Here is a 14,884-nt window from a genome sequence, read left to right on the forward strand (position 1 = left end):
AACTACCAAAAGCATACCAGAAACAGAACATGACAGAAGTTATTCTTGACAGTTTGATTGGCGGTGTTATGATAATGCCAACCTAGACAGACAGATTGCTTTGCGGAGAAGAGTACCTGAAGCGCAGATCACAAGCGAGCCTGAACAGTGAAAGCAGGCGATCAGTTAATCAGGGAAGATGAGCTCCAAACTGCTTTTCAGCGGTTCACGCCACTGAAACGGGCGCACCCGTTACCATGCCGGGTATCAAAATTGGTACCGTTGAGGCATTGGCATCAAAACCAGTGCGAATAAGGGTGGTAACGCGCAAAGTCGCCCCTTGATCAGAAATGGTCAAGGGGCGACTTTTTTGTGAGCGCGAGCCAGCCCCAACCCACTTCCCAAGCCATCGTAAGCACCGCCCCCTCCCAACATTCTTTCCGCAAAAGCCATCACTGCGTCTGTCGACGAAAAATAAGGAGGACCACCATCATGACAGAAAAAGTTCAAATAAAAGCTCCTTTCCGCGCCGATTTAGTCGGCAGCTTGCTTCGGCCTGAACGCTTAAAAGCGGCGCATCAACAACTTGCGATCGGTGAAATTAAACAAGATCAGGAACTCAACATTCAACACGCAGCCATTGAGCGTATCGTCAAACGACAAGTTGAACTTGGCTTCAAAGCTGTGACGGATGGTGAGTTCTCCCGCCGTTATTGGCATCTAGACTTTTTATGGGGCTTGAACGGTTTTGAAAAAGATGATAGTTGGCAGTATGAACACGACTTCAAAGGCGGCATTAACGCAGCAGCTAATGTGCATCTTGCTGGGAAAGTCAGCTTCAATCCTGATCACCCATTTTTTGCCGCCTTTAAGTATTTGCAGAGCATTGTGCCAGAAGGGGTTCTCCCCAAACAGACCATCCCGAGTCCTGCATTGCTCTTTCGTGACCATCGCAGCGATAACTGGGCAAAATATTATGACAGATTTGATGATTATTTGGCTGACGTTGTCCAAGCCTATGTGGATACGATTCAACATTTCTATGATTTAGGTGCCCGCTATCTTCAAATTGACGATACTAACTGGGCCTACTTGATTCAGAATCTAAAAGATACTGAAAATGATCCCAAGGCGCATCAGCGGTTTATTGACCTCGCTAAATTGGCACACCGCGTGATCAAGGCCGTTTTGGTGAAACTGCCAGAAGACTTGACCGTGACGTCGCATATCTGTCGCGGCAATTTCCAGTCGACATTCCTGTTTTCCGGCGGGTATCAATATGTGGCAGATTACATCGGTGATTTGCCGTATGACGGCTTATTCCTAGAGTATGATAATCAGCGTTCGGGGTCTTTTGAACCGTTAACAAAGTTGTGGCACGGCGATACTAATAAGCGCATTGTTCTAGGCCTGATCACTTCGAAGTTTCCTGAATTGGAAGATGAGGATGCCGTTATCAAGCGAATTAACGCTGCGACTGAGTACGTACCGCTGACGAATCTGGCGTTGTCCACTCAATGCGGTTTTGCTTCAACCGAAGAAGGTAACAAGGTTACTGAAGATGACCAGTGGGCGAAACTGGCTCTGGTTCAAAAAATTGCCAAGCGAGTTTGGGCGGATGCTTAGATTGTTTTTTCACTTATGTTTCGGCTTCTGAGCGCTACTGCTCGCGCTCAGATTTTTTTAACAGATACCACTGTTGTGTTATATGATAAATGTGTCATCAAAACTAAAAGGGAGATTTCTATATTATGGCAAAAGTTGAAAGTTTCACCTTGGATCACACAGCTGTTAAAGCACCTTATGTTCGGTTGATTACGACAGAGCATGGTGCAAAGGGTGATGTGATTTCAAACTATGATTTGCGGTTGGTACAACCAAATACAGCAGCCATTGATACGGCTGGCTTGCACACGATTGAACACTTGCTGGCATCGTTATTGCGCGATCGGATGGACGGCGTTATTGATTGTTCACCATTCGGCTGCCGCACCGGTTTCCACTTGATTACTTGGGGTGAGCACAGCACAACCGAAGTGGCCAAGGCTTTGAAGTCAAGTTTAGAGGCCATTGCCAATGACATTACTTGGGATGACGTCCCTGGTGTTGACATCAAGAGTTGTGGCAATTACAAGGATCACAGCCTGTTTTCAGCAAAGGAATGGGCGAAGTTAATTTTGAGCCGCGGCATTTCAAATGACCCATACACGCGTCAGGTTGTCTGAGGCTTGGTTTCAAAAGTATCCCACCAGCTCAAAATTACCGCATAAAAATGGGTCTACACTTTCTGGTGTTGAGAAATAATCAACACTGAACGTGTAGGCCCTTTTTGGATAACGCAAAAAGACACCTACTCAGTGTCCATGCTATGCTTGTTAGCGTCGAAACCAAAAGCAAGCGAGGTTATGAGTAAATGTCCCAATACGATCCTACACTGTCCGTCCTTGGAATACCAGACCATAATATCAAAGTTGCCTTTGTTCGTCATGAATATCGCGGCAACGGGGTACGTCGCCGCCAGTATCATGTGATTGATGCCGAGCTGACTTACCGGTTAACCCGGTGCCCACTGTGTGGCTTTGAGGCCTTGCACCCTAACGGGTTTTACACGGCCCACGTGCGCGTCCTCAACGGGGTTGAAATGCCGACAGTCATTGACTTGCACAAGCAACGATGGCGCTGTCATAACTGTTACCACACAGTCAGTGCCAAGACGCCACTCGTGCAACCCAACCACACGATCGCCGCTCACATGACAGAGCGAATCATGAAGTTAGCGCATGAACGGTTGCCAGTCAAAACCATCGCCCGTATTATCGGAATCTCAGCCTCCTCGGTTCAACGGATCATTGACCAAAATCTCAAACTCCGACCGGCTCGCCGGCTACCCACGCGACTCTGCTTTGATGAGTTCCGTTCCACTCATGGCATGATGTCGTTTATCTGTCTTGATGCCGATTCACATCGTCTGATTGCCTTGCTTGGTGATCGATTCAACCGCACGATTAAAAATTTTTTCATCGCTCATTATTCACTCGCTGACCGCACTCGGGTCCAGACGGTCACCATGGACATGAATGCAGCTTATCAAACGATTATTCATGAGGTTTTCCCCAAGGCCCAAGTCGTCATTGATCGGTTCCATATCATTCAACTTGCGGCTCGTGCCCTTGATCAGGTACGCGTCCAAGCGCTCAAACAGCTTGATGACAAACACAGCCGTCCTTATAAGATCATGAAGACAAACTGGCGGCTTTTTCATCAAACCGCGCCTGACGCTAAACACAAACAGTTCCTGTTTGGTTTGAATGAATACGTCACGCAACAGGAGGCCATCGATATCGCACTTGATACTGAGCCCAAGCTCAAGCAAACCTACGAGACCTACTTAGCACTTCATGATGCTTTGATGGTGAAGAAACATCCCGCGGAACTGGCAAACCTGTTAGCTACTTACGAGCCAAACGGTACGGCAATGGACATGACGATCGCGACGCTTAAGCGACACAAAGTCGCTGTTCTCGCCGCTGTCACCAGCCCTTATTCCAACGGTCCGATCGAAGGCGTTAACCGCCTCATCAAGTCACTCAAACGATCCTGTTTTGGCTTCAAGAATCAGCTGAACTTCTTCAAACGAATCTACCAAATCACGGCATAACATGACAAAGACGGCTCCCCAAATGGAGAACCGCCTCAAATGATAAATTTATTCTTCAACACCAGTTGACGCAGAGCCATAAAAATGGCACTGCTACAACTCGCTAAATGAGTTTGACAGTGCCATTTTCATGTTCGAAGGATTATTGAAATAAGTGGATTAGCCATTGCCCGCCATAAATCAAACTCATACTGTAGGCGAGGATTGTGATAGGTTTGCCTAAAATAATGATCCAAAAAAACTTTTTAAAGGTCATTTTAGTTAACCCGGCAAGCAGACACAAAACGTCGTCAGGAGCAACCGGTAAAATGATAGCAAGCGTGAAAAAGCGATCAAAGCGTTGCTGATTTTTGGTATAGCCGATGTATTTGTTATAGGTCTTTTCAGAGATCAGATAAGTAAGCAGCGGCTTACCAAATCGCCGAGCAAGATGGAAATTGATAAACGAGCCAATTGCAATACCGATGTAGTTGTAAAAAAAGCCTGTCCATGGGCCAAACAAAATCACGCCAGCCGCCGTACTGACACCGCCAGGAATGATCGGGATGACAACCTGAATGACTTGAATGAGCATAAAAAATAAAGCGCCGGCTATTCCGAGGCGAGCAATGTAAGCCTGCAGAGCATTGATGTTTGAAAGAATACCTAAGTCATACCAGTAAATGGCTACTGCTGCTAATAAGATAACAACAACGATGGTGGCAAAATTAATCAGACGACGCACATTTTTTGGATTCATTTATTTTTGGCCTCAGAACAGTTCATCATCAGGAAAACATCTATGCTACAATGAATCAAGCATACCAAACATACGTACTGAATGGAGAGCTTATGTACGAGTATTTTGAAGGCATTATTCAGGCGGTGACCCCGGCTTACATCGTCATCGATGTGCATGGCATCGGGTTCCGTCTGCTGGTAGCCAACCCTTATCATTTTGAAGCTGGCGAGCAAAAACGTGTTTATGTGCAGCTGATCATTCGCGACAACGACCAGACACTTTATGGATTCGAAGGTGCTGCGGATAAGCGTACCTTTAACCAGCTATTGACGGTCACAGGCATTGGCCCGAAGTCAGCGTTGGCCATTTTGGCGAACGTGTCTAGCGGCGGCTTGGCGACTGCGATTGCTCAAGATGATGTGAAGTTTTTGACTAAGTTTCCTGGGATCGGTAAGAAAACAGCTGCCCAGATTATCCTCGATCTCAAAGGTAAAATCACAACAGATGGACAACCAGCGGCAGCAGCGATTGCGCCAGTTGCCAGTGACGTTGATTCGGAACTTGCAGATGCGTTAGCGGCACTCGTGGCATTGGGCTACCCGCAACGCACCGTTGATGGTCTCACTGACACACTGAAGGCATTCAGTGCCAAGACAACTGATGCCTATTTACGCGAAGGCTTGCGGCTATTAAGCGGCAAGGCTTAGGCTTGATTATACTGAAGCTGACCGTTGACGACAACGGAAGCGGCTTTTGAATCACGATAAAATTTTTCCCGTGCTTTTAATAGCATGTTAACTAGAGAGGAAGTGGGCTTTTGGCAGACGCAGACAAGGATCGCTTGGTTTCTGGCGACGTTGACGATTCGAATGAAGCACAGATCGAAAAAAGTTTACGTCCCCGGATGCTCGCGCAGTATATTGGTCAGGATCGCGTCAAACATCAGTTGGAAGTCTATATCACGGCTGCCAAACAGCGCGAAGAGTCATTGGATCATGTTCTGCTCTATGGACCGCCTGGTTTGGGAAAAACGACGTTGGCTTTGGTGATTGCCAATGAACTGGGCGTCAATATTCGCACGACATCAGGGCCTGCTATCGAAAAACCGGGTGATTTAGTGGCACTGCTGAATGAATTGCATCCCGGTGATGTCTTGTTCATTGATGAAATTCACCGTCTACCAAAAATTGTCGAAGAAATGCTTTATTCAGCGATGGAAGATTTTTATATTGATATTGTGGTTGGTCAAGGGCCAACCGCCCACCCTGTGCATTTCCCGCTTCCTCCCTTCACCTTAATTGGGGCGACAACGCGCGCTGGCATGCTTTCCGCTCCGTTACGTGATCGATTTGGCATCAGTGAACATATGGCGTATTATTCTGCTGATGACCTCAGTGAGATCGTCAAACGATCAGCAACAATTTTCGATATGGCGATTGATGCTGAAGGTGCTCATGAAATTGCCCGACGGTCGCGGGGAACACCGCGGGTTGCTAATCGGCTGCTCAAACGTATCCGTGATTTTGCCGAAGTTGCGGGGCAGAGTCCAGTTGATATACAAATGGTTGACCATGCGCTTGACCAGCTGCAAGTCGATCAGCAAGGCTTAGACCAAATTGATCGCAAACTGTTGATGTTCATGATTCGTGATTACGAAGGTGGCCCCGTTGGACTCTCAACGATTGCCGCTAACATCGGCGAGGAAATGGCAACGATTGAGGAAATGTATGAGCCTTATCTGTTACAGATCGGGTATTTGAAACGAACGCCGCGTGGCCGCATGGTGACGCCAGCCGGATTTGCACATATGGGGCTGTCGGCTGAGCAACATTAGGCAACATGCTAAACGCGCTCGCAGTCGCAGAAGCCTGCACATAAGGACCTTGAGTCAAAACGACCAAGATCGGGCCATTTTGACTCAAGCCCACTTATGCTCCGGCTTCTAAGCGCTCCTGCTCGCGCTCACTGATTAAAATGAATGGAAGCGAATATGGTGCAAGAGAACAAACGTTATCACAAAGTAGAAGACAAACATTATCAGCTATCGGATTTCGATTATGACCTGCCGCATGAATTGATTGCGCAGACACCTTTGAAGGAACGTGATGCCAGTCGGCTGTTGGTATTAAATTCTGAAACTGGTGAGATGCAAGATAAGCATTTTTACGACATTCTTGATTATTTCAAGCCAGGTGATGCGTTGGTCATGAATGATACGCGGGTGATGCCAGCGCGATTGTATGGGGTTAAGCCAGAGACTGGTGCCCATATGGAAGTGTTATTGCTTAACAACACATCTGGTGATGATTGGGAAACCTTGATGAAGCCTGCGCGCAAGGCTCCGGTTGGCACGGTGATTGATTTTGGCGATGGCTTACTAAAGGCCACAGTTACCAAGGAACTCGAACATGGTGGTCGAATGATTCACTTTGACTATGACGGCATCTTTATGGAAATTCTTGATAAGTTAGGCGAGACGCCATTGCCGCCTTACATCAAGGAAAAGCTTGAAGATCCAGAAATGTATCAAACTGTTTATTCTAAAGAGTTAGGCTCTGCAGCGGCACCGACAGCCGGTCTTCACTGGACCAAAGACTTGCTGAAAAAAGTGCAAGAAAAGGGCGTCAAGTTGGTTTACTTGACGTTGCATGTTGGCTTGGGTACTTTCCGGCCAGTAGTTGAGGAAAACATCGAAGCACATAAAATGCACAGTGAATTTTATCGGTTGACTCCAGAAGCAGCAGCGACACTGAATGATGTTCGCGACAATGGCGGTCGAATTATTGCTACCGGTACGACATCCATTCGCACCCTCGAGGCCATCGGTACCAAATTTGATGGTGCCATCAAGGCAGATTCGGGTTGGACTGACATTTTTATCAAGCCAGGGTATCAGTGGAAGGTTGTTGATGCGTTTATCACCAACTTCCATTTGCCAAAGTCAACGTTAGTTATGCTCGTGGCAGCGTTCACCGGACGCGATACAATTTTAAATGCGTATAAGCATGCGATCGACGAAAAATATCGCTTCTTCAGCTTTGGCGATGCGATGTTCATTTACTAATCACGAAGCTAGTTTCTGCTCACTTTAGTGTGTTTACTAGCCCGGCAACTTGTCTGTAAAGAGCTTAGCCGCTTACTTTCCGGGTGTTAACCGCTGGCTTGCGCGCAACTATCACGCGTTCGCAGTCCCAGCAACTTATTCGCGCTCACTAAAAAATCGGCTTGCTTAAATGCAAGCCGATTTTTTAACGGACGGGATCACATCAACACATACCAACAGACATGTCTCGATTTTTCTTTTAACGCATCGCTGCGTGGAACAACGTATTCATAGGCGATCACAATGGCCGGGTCAAAACCCGGGAAGTGCGAAAACTACGGTAACGGTGATCCCGTCCTTAACTTCATTCTAACAGGGAAGATGGTATGAGAAAAGCGGAAAGCTCGGACTTTCTTGAAGGTTAAGTCAATCATGATATGCATGCACTTACTTTTAAATAACAAGTAACTCTGTTAAACTGACGTCACGAGAAAATCAAGCGGCGGTGCTGCGAGGGCATTGCCATGAATGAGGAGAATGTATGGAACCAGCAGTTAAGTATCGTCTGATTCATCAGGATAAGCATAGCGGTGCGCGGTTGGGTGAATTGATCACGCCGCACGGCACATTTCCCACCCCAATGTTTATGCCTGTTGGCACACAGGCGAGCGTGAAAACAATGGCGCCTGAAGAATTGGATACGATGGGGGCCACTGTTATCTTGGCGAACACGTATCATCTGTGGTTACGGCCGGGGCCAGAACTGATTGAAGAAGCGGGCGGCTTGCACAAGTTTATGAACTGGCACAAAGGTATCCTGACTGACTCAGGTGGCTTTCAAGTCTTTTCGCTAGCCGACACTAGACATATTACTGAAGAAGGTGTCACTTTCAAAAATCATTTGAATGGTGCCAAGATGTTCCTGTCCCCAGAAAAGGCGATCGCGATTGAAAACGCGTTGGGACCTGACATCATGATGAGTTTGGATGAATGTCCGCCGTTTTTTGAAAGCTATGATTATGTTAAAAAGAGTGTTGCTCGAACCAGTCGTTGGGCTGAACGTGGCTTGCAGGCTCACAAGAATCCTGATTGGCAGGCGCTTTTTGGTATTGTGCAAGGTGCCGGATTCAAAGACTTGCGCGAGCAAAGTGCTAAGGATCTCGTTAGCCTGGATTTTCCTGGCTATTCGATTGGTGGCTTGTCTGTTGGTGAATCAAAAGATGAGATGAACCATGTCCTTGATTTCACTACCCCGCTGCTGCCGGAAAACAAACCGCGCTATTTGATGGGTGTCGGCTCTGCGGATGCGCTGATTGATGGCGCCTTGCGTGGCATTGATATGTTTGACTGCGTCTTACCAACTCGGATTGCCCGAAATGGTACTTGCATGACCAGCCGTGGCCGGCTCGTCATTAAAAATGCGAAATATGCGCATGACTTTGGACCGCTGGATCCTAATTGCGATTGCTACACGTGTCGTAACTATAGCCGCGCCTATATTCGCCATCTGATCCATGTTGGTGAAGCTTTCGGTATTCGGTTGACGACCTACCATAATCTCTACTTCTTACTGCACTTGATGCAGCAAGTGCGTGAAGCGATTGCCAATGATGATTTGCTGGCTTTCCGTGAAGATTTCTTTGAAGCTTACGGATACAACAAAGAAAAAGCAAAGAATTTTTAGATTATTTGGAGTAGACCGCCTAATTCTGTTACACTGTTTGTTGACAAAATAAAAATAAGAGGTGCCTAAATTGAATGGTAATGTGACAATGATCTTTATGCTGCTACTTTTTGTGGGCTTCATGTATTTTGGCATGGTTCGTCCGCAAAAGAAACAACAGCAAAAGCGTCAAGAAATGTTGAATCAGCTTAAAAAAGGCGACCCCATCATCACAATCGGTGGGTTGCACGGTGTCATTGATTCAATCGACCAGCAAGCTGGGACGGTTGTCATTGATTCTGACGGCATCTATTTGACCTTTAACTTGAGTGCTGTTCGCGGCACAGCAACTCGTCCTGCAGCGCCTGCGCCAGCCGCTACCGTGACAAAGGCTGAAGAAGCGCATAATACGGATGAACAACGCGAAGCTAAACCAGTTGAAGAGGCTGCACCAAAGGCTGACGATCAAACCGATGCCAAAAGTGATAGCAAGGCAGAAGACGACAAATAGATTCGTCATCTGATAGAGAATTCAATATAGGTGACGTAAGGGAAGGCGTTTAGCCTTCTCTTTTTTTGCGTTTTAAGAGCGGATTGGCGCCTATCACGGGGAGATGTCAAAACACCGCGTTCTTTTTTGATAAATGACTTTAAAAGACCTCTAAGTCAGAAAAAAACTGCAAATTTACCTTAATAGTTCAAAAAAATACAAAGTGAAATAAGCAATTAAAGTCAATGAACACAACAACATCAGTGAGCAAGTCGATTTTTCGTGAAAAAATTCACCAAAATTGTTTACAAAATCACAAAGACCGGTTATGATGTTCTTGTGAAATGGTTAACAAAAAATTCCGCAATACACTTGGAGGTAAGCTCATGTTAAAGAATACTGCGAAGACTGCTACCGAAGTTGATGTTAAGAGTATGGTTGACGAATTGGTTGCGAATGCGCATGCCGCTTTGAAGATCATGAAAACTTTCGATCAAGAAAAGATCGATCACATCGTTCATCGGATGGCAATCGCTGGTTTGGATCATCATATGGAATTGGCAAAACTCGCTGTTGACGAGACGGGCCGTGGCGTGTGGGAAGATAAAGCGATCAAGAACATGTTCGCCACCGAAGAAATTTGGCATTCAATCAAGAACAACAAGACCGTTGGTGTGATCAACGAAGACAAACAACGCGGCTTGGTATCGATTGCTGAACCAATTGGTGTCATTGCTGGTGTGACGCCAGTGACGAACCCAACTTCAACGACCATGTTCAAATCCGAAATTGCCATTAAAACCCGTAATCCAATCATTTTCGCCTTCCATCCGGGTGCCCAAAAGTCTTCAGCGCGTGCGTTGGAGGTCATCCGTGATGAAGCCGAAAAAGCAGGCTTACCAAAGGGTGCTTTGCAATATATCCCTGTACCAAGTATGGATGCGACTAAAGCTTTGATGGATCACCCTGGTATCGCCACGATTTTGGCAACGGGCGGTCCTGGCATGGTTAAGTCCGCCTATTCATCAGGCAAGCCAGCACTGGGTGTTGGGGCCGGGAATGCGCCAGCTTACATTGAAGCCAGCGCTAACATCAAACAAGCTGTCAATGACTTAGTACTTTCAAAGAGTTTTGATAATGGCATGATCTGTGCTTCCGAACAAGGCGTGATTATTGATTCCAGCATTTACGATGATGTGAAGAAGGAATTTGAAGCCCAAGGTGCTTACTTCGTTAAACAGAAGGACATGAAGAAGTTCGAAAGTACCGTCATTAATCTTGAAAAGCAAAGTGTCAATCCGCGAATCGTTGGTCAAAGTCCTAAGCAGATTGCTGAATGGGCGGGGATCACGATTCCTGATAACACCACGATTCTGATTGCTGAATTGAAAGGTGTTGGCGAAAAGTATCCACTGTCTCGTGAAAAACTAAGTCCAGTACTGGCCATGGTCAAAGCAGATGGTCACGAAGATGCCTTCAAGAAATGTGAAACCATGCTTGATATCGGCGGTTTGGGTCATACGGCAGTCATTCACACGGCTGATGATGAGTTAGCTTTGAAGTATGCCGATGCTATGCAAGCTTGCCGGATTTTGATCAACACACCATCTTCTGTCGGCGGGATTGGCGATCTTTACAACGAAATGATTCCAAGTTTGACACTGGGCTGCGGCTCATACGGTGGTAACTCAATTTCGCATAACGTGGGGACGGTCGACTTGCTTAACATCAAGACAATGGCAAAACGCCGCAATAACATGCAGTGGATGAAATTGCCACCAAAGATCTATTTTGAAAAGAATTCTGTTCGTTACCTCGAACACATGGAAGGCATCAAACGGGCCTTCATCGTTGCTGATCGAAGCATGGAAAAGTTAGGCTTCGTCAAGATCGTTGAAGATGTTCTGGCTCGGCGTGAAAATCCTGTTCAAGTTCAGACTTTTGTCGATGTTGAACCTGATCCATCAACTGACACGGTCTTCAAGGGGACCGATATCATGCGCTCATTTGGACCGGATACCGTCATTGCTATCGGCGGCGGGTCTGTTATGGATGCTGCCAAAGGGATGTGCTTGTTCAACGATGCCGGGGATGCTGATTTCTTCGGCGCTAAGCAGAAATTCTTGGATATTCGGAAGCGGACTTACACCTTCCCGAATCTGAATAAGACAAAGCTTGTCTGCATTCCAACAACTTCTGGGACTGGTTCAGAAGTAACACCTTTTGCGGTTATCACCGATTCCAAGGCTGGCATCAAGTATCCGTTAGCTGACTATGCATTGACGCCAGACATCGCGATTGTGGACAGTCAGTTCATCGAATCCGTACCGCCAGTGGTTGTCGCTGATTCCGGTTTGGATGTGCTCTGCCACGCAACCGAAAGTTATGTTTCAACCATGGCCACTCATTACACGAAGGGCCTGAGTCTGGAAGCAATCAAGTTGGTCTTCGAAAATCTGGAAAAGAGTTATCATGGCGACGTCGAAGCAAAGTCAAAGATGCATGATGCTTCAACCATTGCCGGGATGGCCTTTGCCAACGCACTGTTGGGCATTAACCACAGCATCGCGCATAAGATTGGGCAAGCGTTCCATCTGCCTCACGGTCGTTGCATCGCGATCACGATGCCACATGTTATTCGCTTCAATGCGAGTCAACCGAAGAAGCGCGCTATCTGGGCGAAGTATAGCTACTTCCGCGCTAACGAAGACTACGCAGAAATCGCTCGCTACCTTGGCCTTCCTGGCAAGACAACTGATGAATTGGTTGAAAGCTATGTCCAGGCCTTCATCAAGCTGGCTCACAGTGTTGGCGTCAAGCTCAGTTTGAAGGAACAAGGCGTTAAAAAGGCTGATCTCGACAAGCAAGTTGATCGTCTTGCAGAACTGGCTTATGAAGACAACTGCACCGTTACCAACCCGCAAGAACCGTTAATCGGCGACTTGAAGCATATCATCCTTGATGAATATGAAGGCACCGAATCCACTTTCTAAGATGTTTGCCGCTAATCATTTCACAATGATCGGCGCAGAGAATTCAATGGCGACATTATTTGAGCCGATCACGAAAAACACGTCAGTAAATTGGCGTGTTTTTTTGTGTGACTCATGGCATAATGGAGTACAGTGACTGCAAATTAAAAGTAAGGATGTAAAATGACACCGAATAAAGAGGATTATCTTAAATTGATTTTTGAGATTGGCGGCGATACACAGCTGGTCTCTAATAAACAAATCGTTGCCGGTATGCATGTTTCTGCTGCTTCGGTCAGTGAGATGATCAACAAACTGGGCGAAGAAAAACTGGTTGCGCACACGCCTTATCAAGGTATCCAGCTGACATCAGCTGGCCGGAAAAAGGCGGCCATTTTGGTGCGTAATCATCGGCTCTGGGAAGTATTTCTGGTTCAGTGCCTTAAATATCCAGCTGATGCGGTCCATCAAGAAGCAGAAAAACTGGAACATGCCTTAACGCCGGAAATGGCCAAACGGTTGTCAGCCATGTTGGGCGAACCTCGCTATTGTCCGCACGGCGGTGTTATTCCGGATGCCAATGGCCACTATCTCCAACAAAGTCGGGTGACATTAGGCACGTTAGATGTTGGGCAAAGCGGGCATATTGAACGCGTGATTGATGAAGTTTCGTTGATTGATTACACGGTTAAAATTGACCTGCGGCTGGATGATGAATTCACGGTGACTGCGAAAACCTTAGATGCCGTGATCATCAAGTTAGCCCGTACCGGAAAAGAATTGGCGGTCGATGCAGATCGTGCTGATCACATTTTTGTCGAATTGTAATTAAGTCTAGAGAAAGCAGGGTCGTATACATGCCAGAAGAGTCACGTGCTGTGATTATTATTTTTGGAGGTTCAGGAGATTTAGCCTCACGCAAGTTGTATCCCGCACTGTTTAATCTTTACCGTCGTGGTGTCCTCGCTGAGCATTTTGCGGTGATCGGCACAGCGCGGCGTCCGTGGACGGATGATCATTATCACGAGGTTGTTGAAAACGCCGTCGCTGGCGATGATGTGGATCGTGACCAAGCAAAAGCCTTTGCCCAGCATTTCTTTTATCAGAGTCATGATGTAACCGATGCAGATCATTACATTACCTTGAAAAATCTGGCCGCAAAATTGGACGATCAGTATGTGACTGGTGGCAATCGCATCTTTTACATGGCCATGGCACCAGATTTCTTCGAAACAATTGCGAGCCATCTGAAATCGGAACATTTGCTGACGGAGCGCGGTTTCAACCGATTAATTATCGAAAAACCGTTTGGTCATGATTATGCCAGTGCTAAAGAACTAAACGATTCGTTAACTGCAACCTTTGATGATGATCAGATTTTCCGAATTGACCATTATCTTGGCAAAGAAATGATTCAGAATCTGTTGGCTTTTCGGTTTGATAATGCCATTTTTGAAGGAGTCTGGAACAAGGATTACATCGACAATATTCAAATCACACTTTCCGAGGCGGTCGGGGTTGAAGAACGAGCTGGCTATTATGAAAAGGCCGGCGCGTTGCGTGATATGGTGCAAAACCATGTGATGCAGGTGCTGTCTTATCTGACAATGCCAAAACCAAAGACTTTTACGGCTAACGACATTTTGACGGCCAAGGATCAAGTGTTTGCCGCTTTGAAGCCTTATGATCTTGCAACTGCTAAAGAAAATTTTGTGCGTGCGCAATATGCAAGCGCCGAAGTAGATGGCGACCAAGTGCTGGGTTATCGGCAAGAAGAAGGCGTGGCAGCAAATTCACAAACAGCCACTTTTGTCGCAGGCAAAATTATGTTAGATATGCCGCAATGGGAGGGTGTGCCGGTTTATATTCGCACTGGTAAACGGTTAACTCGGAAGTCAACCCAGCTGACACTGACATTTAAACCGGTCGCAAGTCCGTTATTCAACCGAGAAACCGGAAGTCAACCAGACAGCTTGACCATTTATATCGAGCCAAGTGAAGGCTATTCGTTGCAATTGAATGGTAAGGCCCTTGGCACAGGCTTTAATATTGAACCCGATGAGTTGCGGTATCGTCATGATCCGGAAGCCGCCGCTGCTGCTCCAGAAGCATATGAACGATTAATCAATAATGTGCTTGAAGGCGACCAGACAAACTTTACTCATTGGTCAGAGCTATCGGCATCTTGGCGGTTCATCGATGCGATTCAAGCAGCTTGGTCACAGGAGACAGAAATGCCGACATATCCGGCTGCCACGATGGGTCCACAAGCAGCGTTTGATTTGTTAGCTCGTGATGGCCGCCAATGGTTCTGGCAACCACGCCGAATTAAACTGGCGGACTAGGCTTTCACAGATA

The 14,884-nt window shown here is 46.7% G+C and carries 12 protein-coding genes; 11 read left to right on the plus strand and 1 reads right to left on the minus strand.

Annotated features, from left to right (window positions below; all coding sequences use genetic code 11):
* Positions 1-471: 471 nt before the first annotated feature.
* From AC07KQ_RS03800 to AC07KQ_RS03810, 3 genes are all read left to right on the plus strand, one after another.
* Positions 472-1,605 (plus strand): vitamin B12 independent methionine synthase, encoded by a 1,134-nt coding sequence (locus tag AC07KQ_RS03800; RefSeq protein WP_003569302.1) that lies wholly within the window; start codon positions 472-474, stop codon positions 1,603-1,605.
* A 125-nt stretch (positions 1,606-1,730) separates the two neighbouring features.
* Complete coding sequence (locus AC07KQ_RS03805) at positions 1,731-2,204, plus strand: S-ribosylhomocysteine lyase (RefSeq protein ID WP_003563944.1); 474 nt, start codon at positions 1,731-1,733, stop codon at positions 2,202-2,204.
* Between the two features lie 188 nt (positions 2,205-2,392).
* A complete protein-coding gene (locus tag AC07KQ_RS03810) occupies positions 2,393-3,637 on the plus strand; it encodes an ISL3 family transposase (protein ID WP_013245374.1) in 1,245 nt (414 codons plus the stop codon).
* A gap of 142 nt (positions 3,638-3,779) precedes the next feature.
* On the opposite strand, the gene AC07KQ_RS03815 is transcribed toward AC07KQ_RS03810, so the two are convergent.
* Positions 3,780-4,376 (minus strand): TVP38/TMEM64 family protein, encoded by a 597-nt coding sequence (locus AC07KQ_RS03815; RefSeq protein WP_003563965.1) that lies wholly within the window; start codon positions 4,374-4,376, stop codon positions 3,780-3,782.
* A gap of 92 nt (positions 4,377-4,468) precedes the next feature.
* Between AC07KQ_RS03815 and ruvA the strand changes: the two genes are divergently transcribed.
* From ruvA to zwf, 8 genes are all read left to right on the plus strand, one after another.
* Positions 4,469-5,065, plus strand: coding sequence for a Holliday junction branch migration protein RuvA (gene ruvA, locus AC07KQ_RS03820; protein ID WP_003563967.1), 597 nt, complete (start codon positions 4,469-4,471; stop codon positions 5,063-5,065).
* 110 nt (positions 5,066-5,175) lie between these two features.
* A complete protein-coding gene (ruvB, locus tag AC07KQ_RS03825) occupies positions 5,176-6,192 on the plus strand; it encodes a Holliday junction branch migration DNA helicase RuvB (protein WP_003563969.1) in 1,017 nt (338 codons plus the stop codon).
* 156 nt (positions 6,193-6,348) lie between these two features.
* Entirely contained in the window at positions 6,349-7,422 is a 1,074-nt protein-coding gene (gene queA, locus AC07KQ_RS03830; protein WP_003563971.1) for a tRNA preQ1(34) S-adenosylmethionine ribosyltransferase-isomerase QueA, read from the plus strand.
* Between the two features lie 520 nt (positions 7,423-7,942).
* The gene (tgt, locus tag AC07KQ_RS03835; RefSeq protein WP_003563973.1) at positions 7,943-9,085 is read left to right on the plus strand and encodes a tRNA guanosine(34) transglycosylase Tgt; all 1,143 of its coding nucleotides are present in this window, start codon (positions 7,943-7,945) and stop codon (positions 9,083-9,085) included.
* Between the two features lie 70 nt (positions 9,086-9,155).
* The gene (gene yajC / locus AC07KQ_RS03840) at positions 9,156-9,575 is read left to right on the plus strand and encodes a preprotein translocase subunit YajC (protein ID WP_003563975.1); all 420 of its coding nucleotides are present in this window, start codon (positions 9,156-9,158) and stop codon (positions 9,573-9,575) included.
* A 365-nt stretch (positions 9,576-9,940) separates the two neighbouring features.
* Positions 9,941-12,547 carry a bifunctional acetaldehyde-CoA/alcohol dehydrogenase gene (adhE, locus tag AC07KQ_RS03845; protein WP_003569311.1) on the plus strand — a complete coding sequence of 869 codons (2,607 nt, stop codon included), beginning with the start codon at positions 9,941-9,943 and terminating at the stop codon, positions 12,545-12,547.
* A gap of 162 nt (positions 12,548-12,709) precedes the next feature.
* Positions 12,710-13,354, plus strand: coding sequence for a metal-dependent transcriptional regulator (locus tag AC07KQ_RS03850; protein ID WP_003563980.1), 645 nt, complete (start codon positions 12,710-12,712; stop codon positions 13,352-13,354).
* 29 nt (positions 13,355-13,383) lie between these two features.
* Positions 13,384-14,871 carry a glucose-6-phosphate dehydrogenase gene (zwf, locus tag AC07KQ_RS03855; RefSeq protein WP_003563983.1) on the plus strand — a complete coding sequence of 496 codons (1,488 nt, stop codon included), beginning with the start codon at positions 13,384-13,386 and terminating at the stop codon, positions 14,869-14,871.
* Positions 14,872-14,884: the final 13 nt, after the last annotated feature.

The organism is Lacticaseibacillus sp. YLM2-1 (assembly GCF_056583465.1).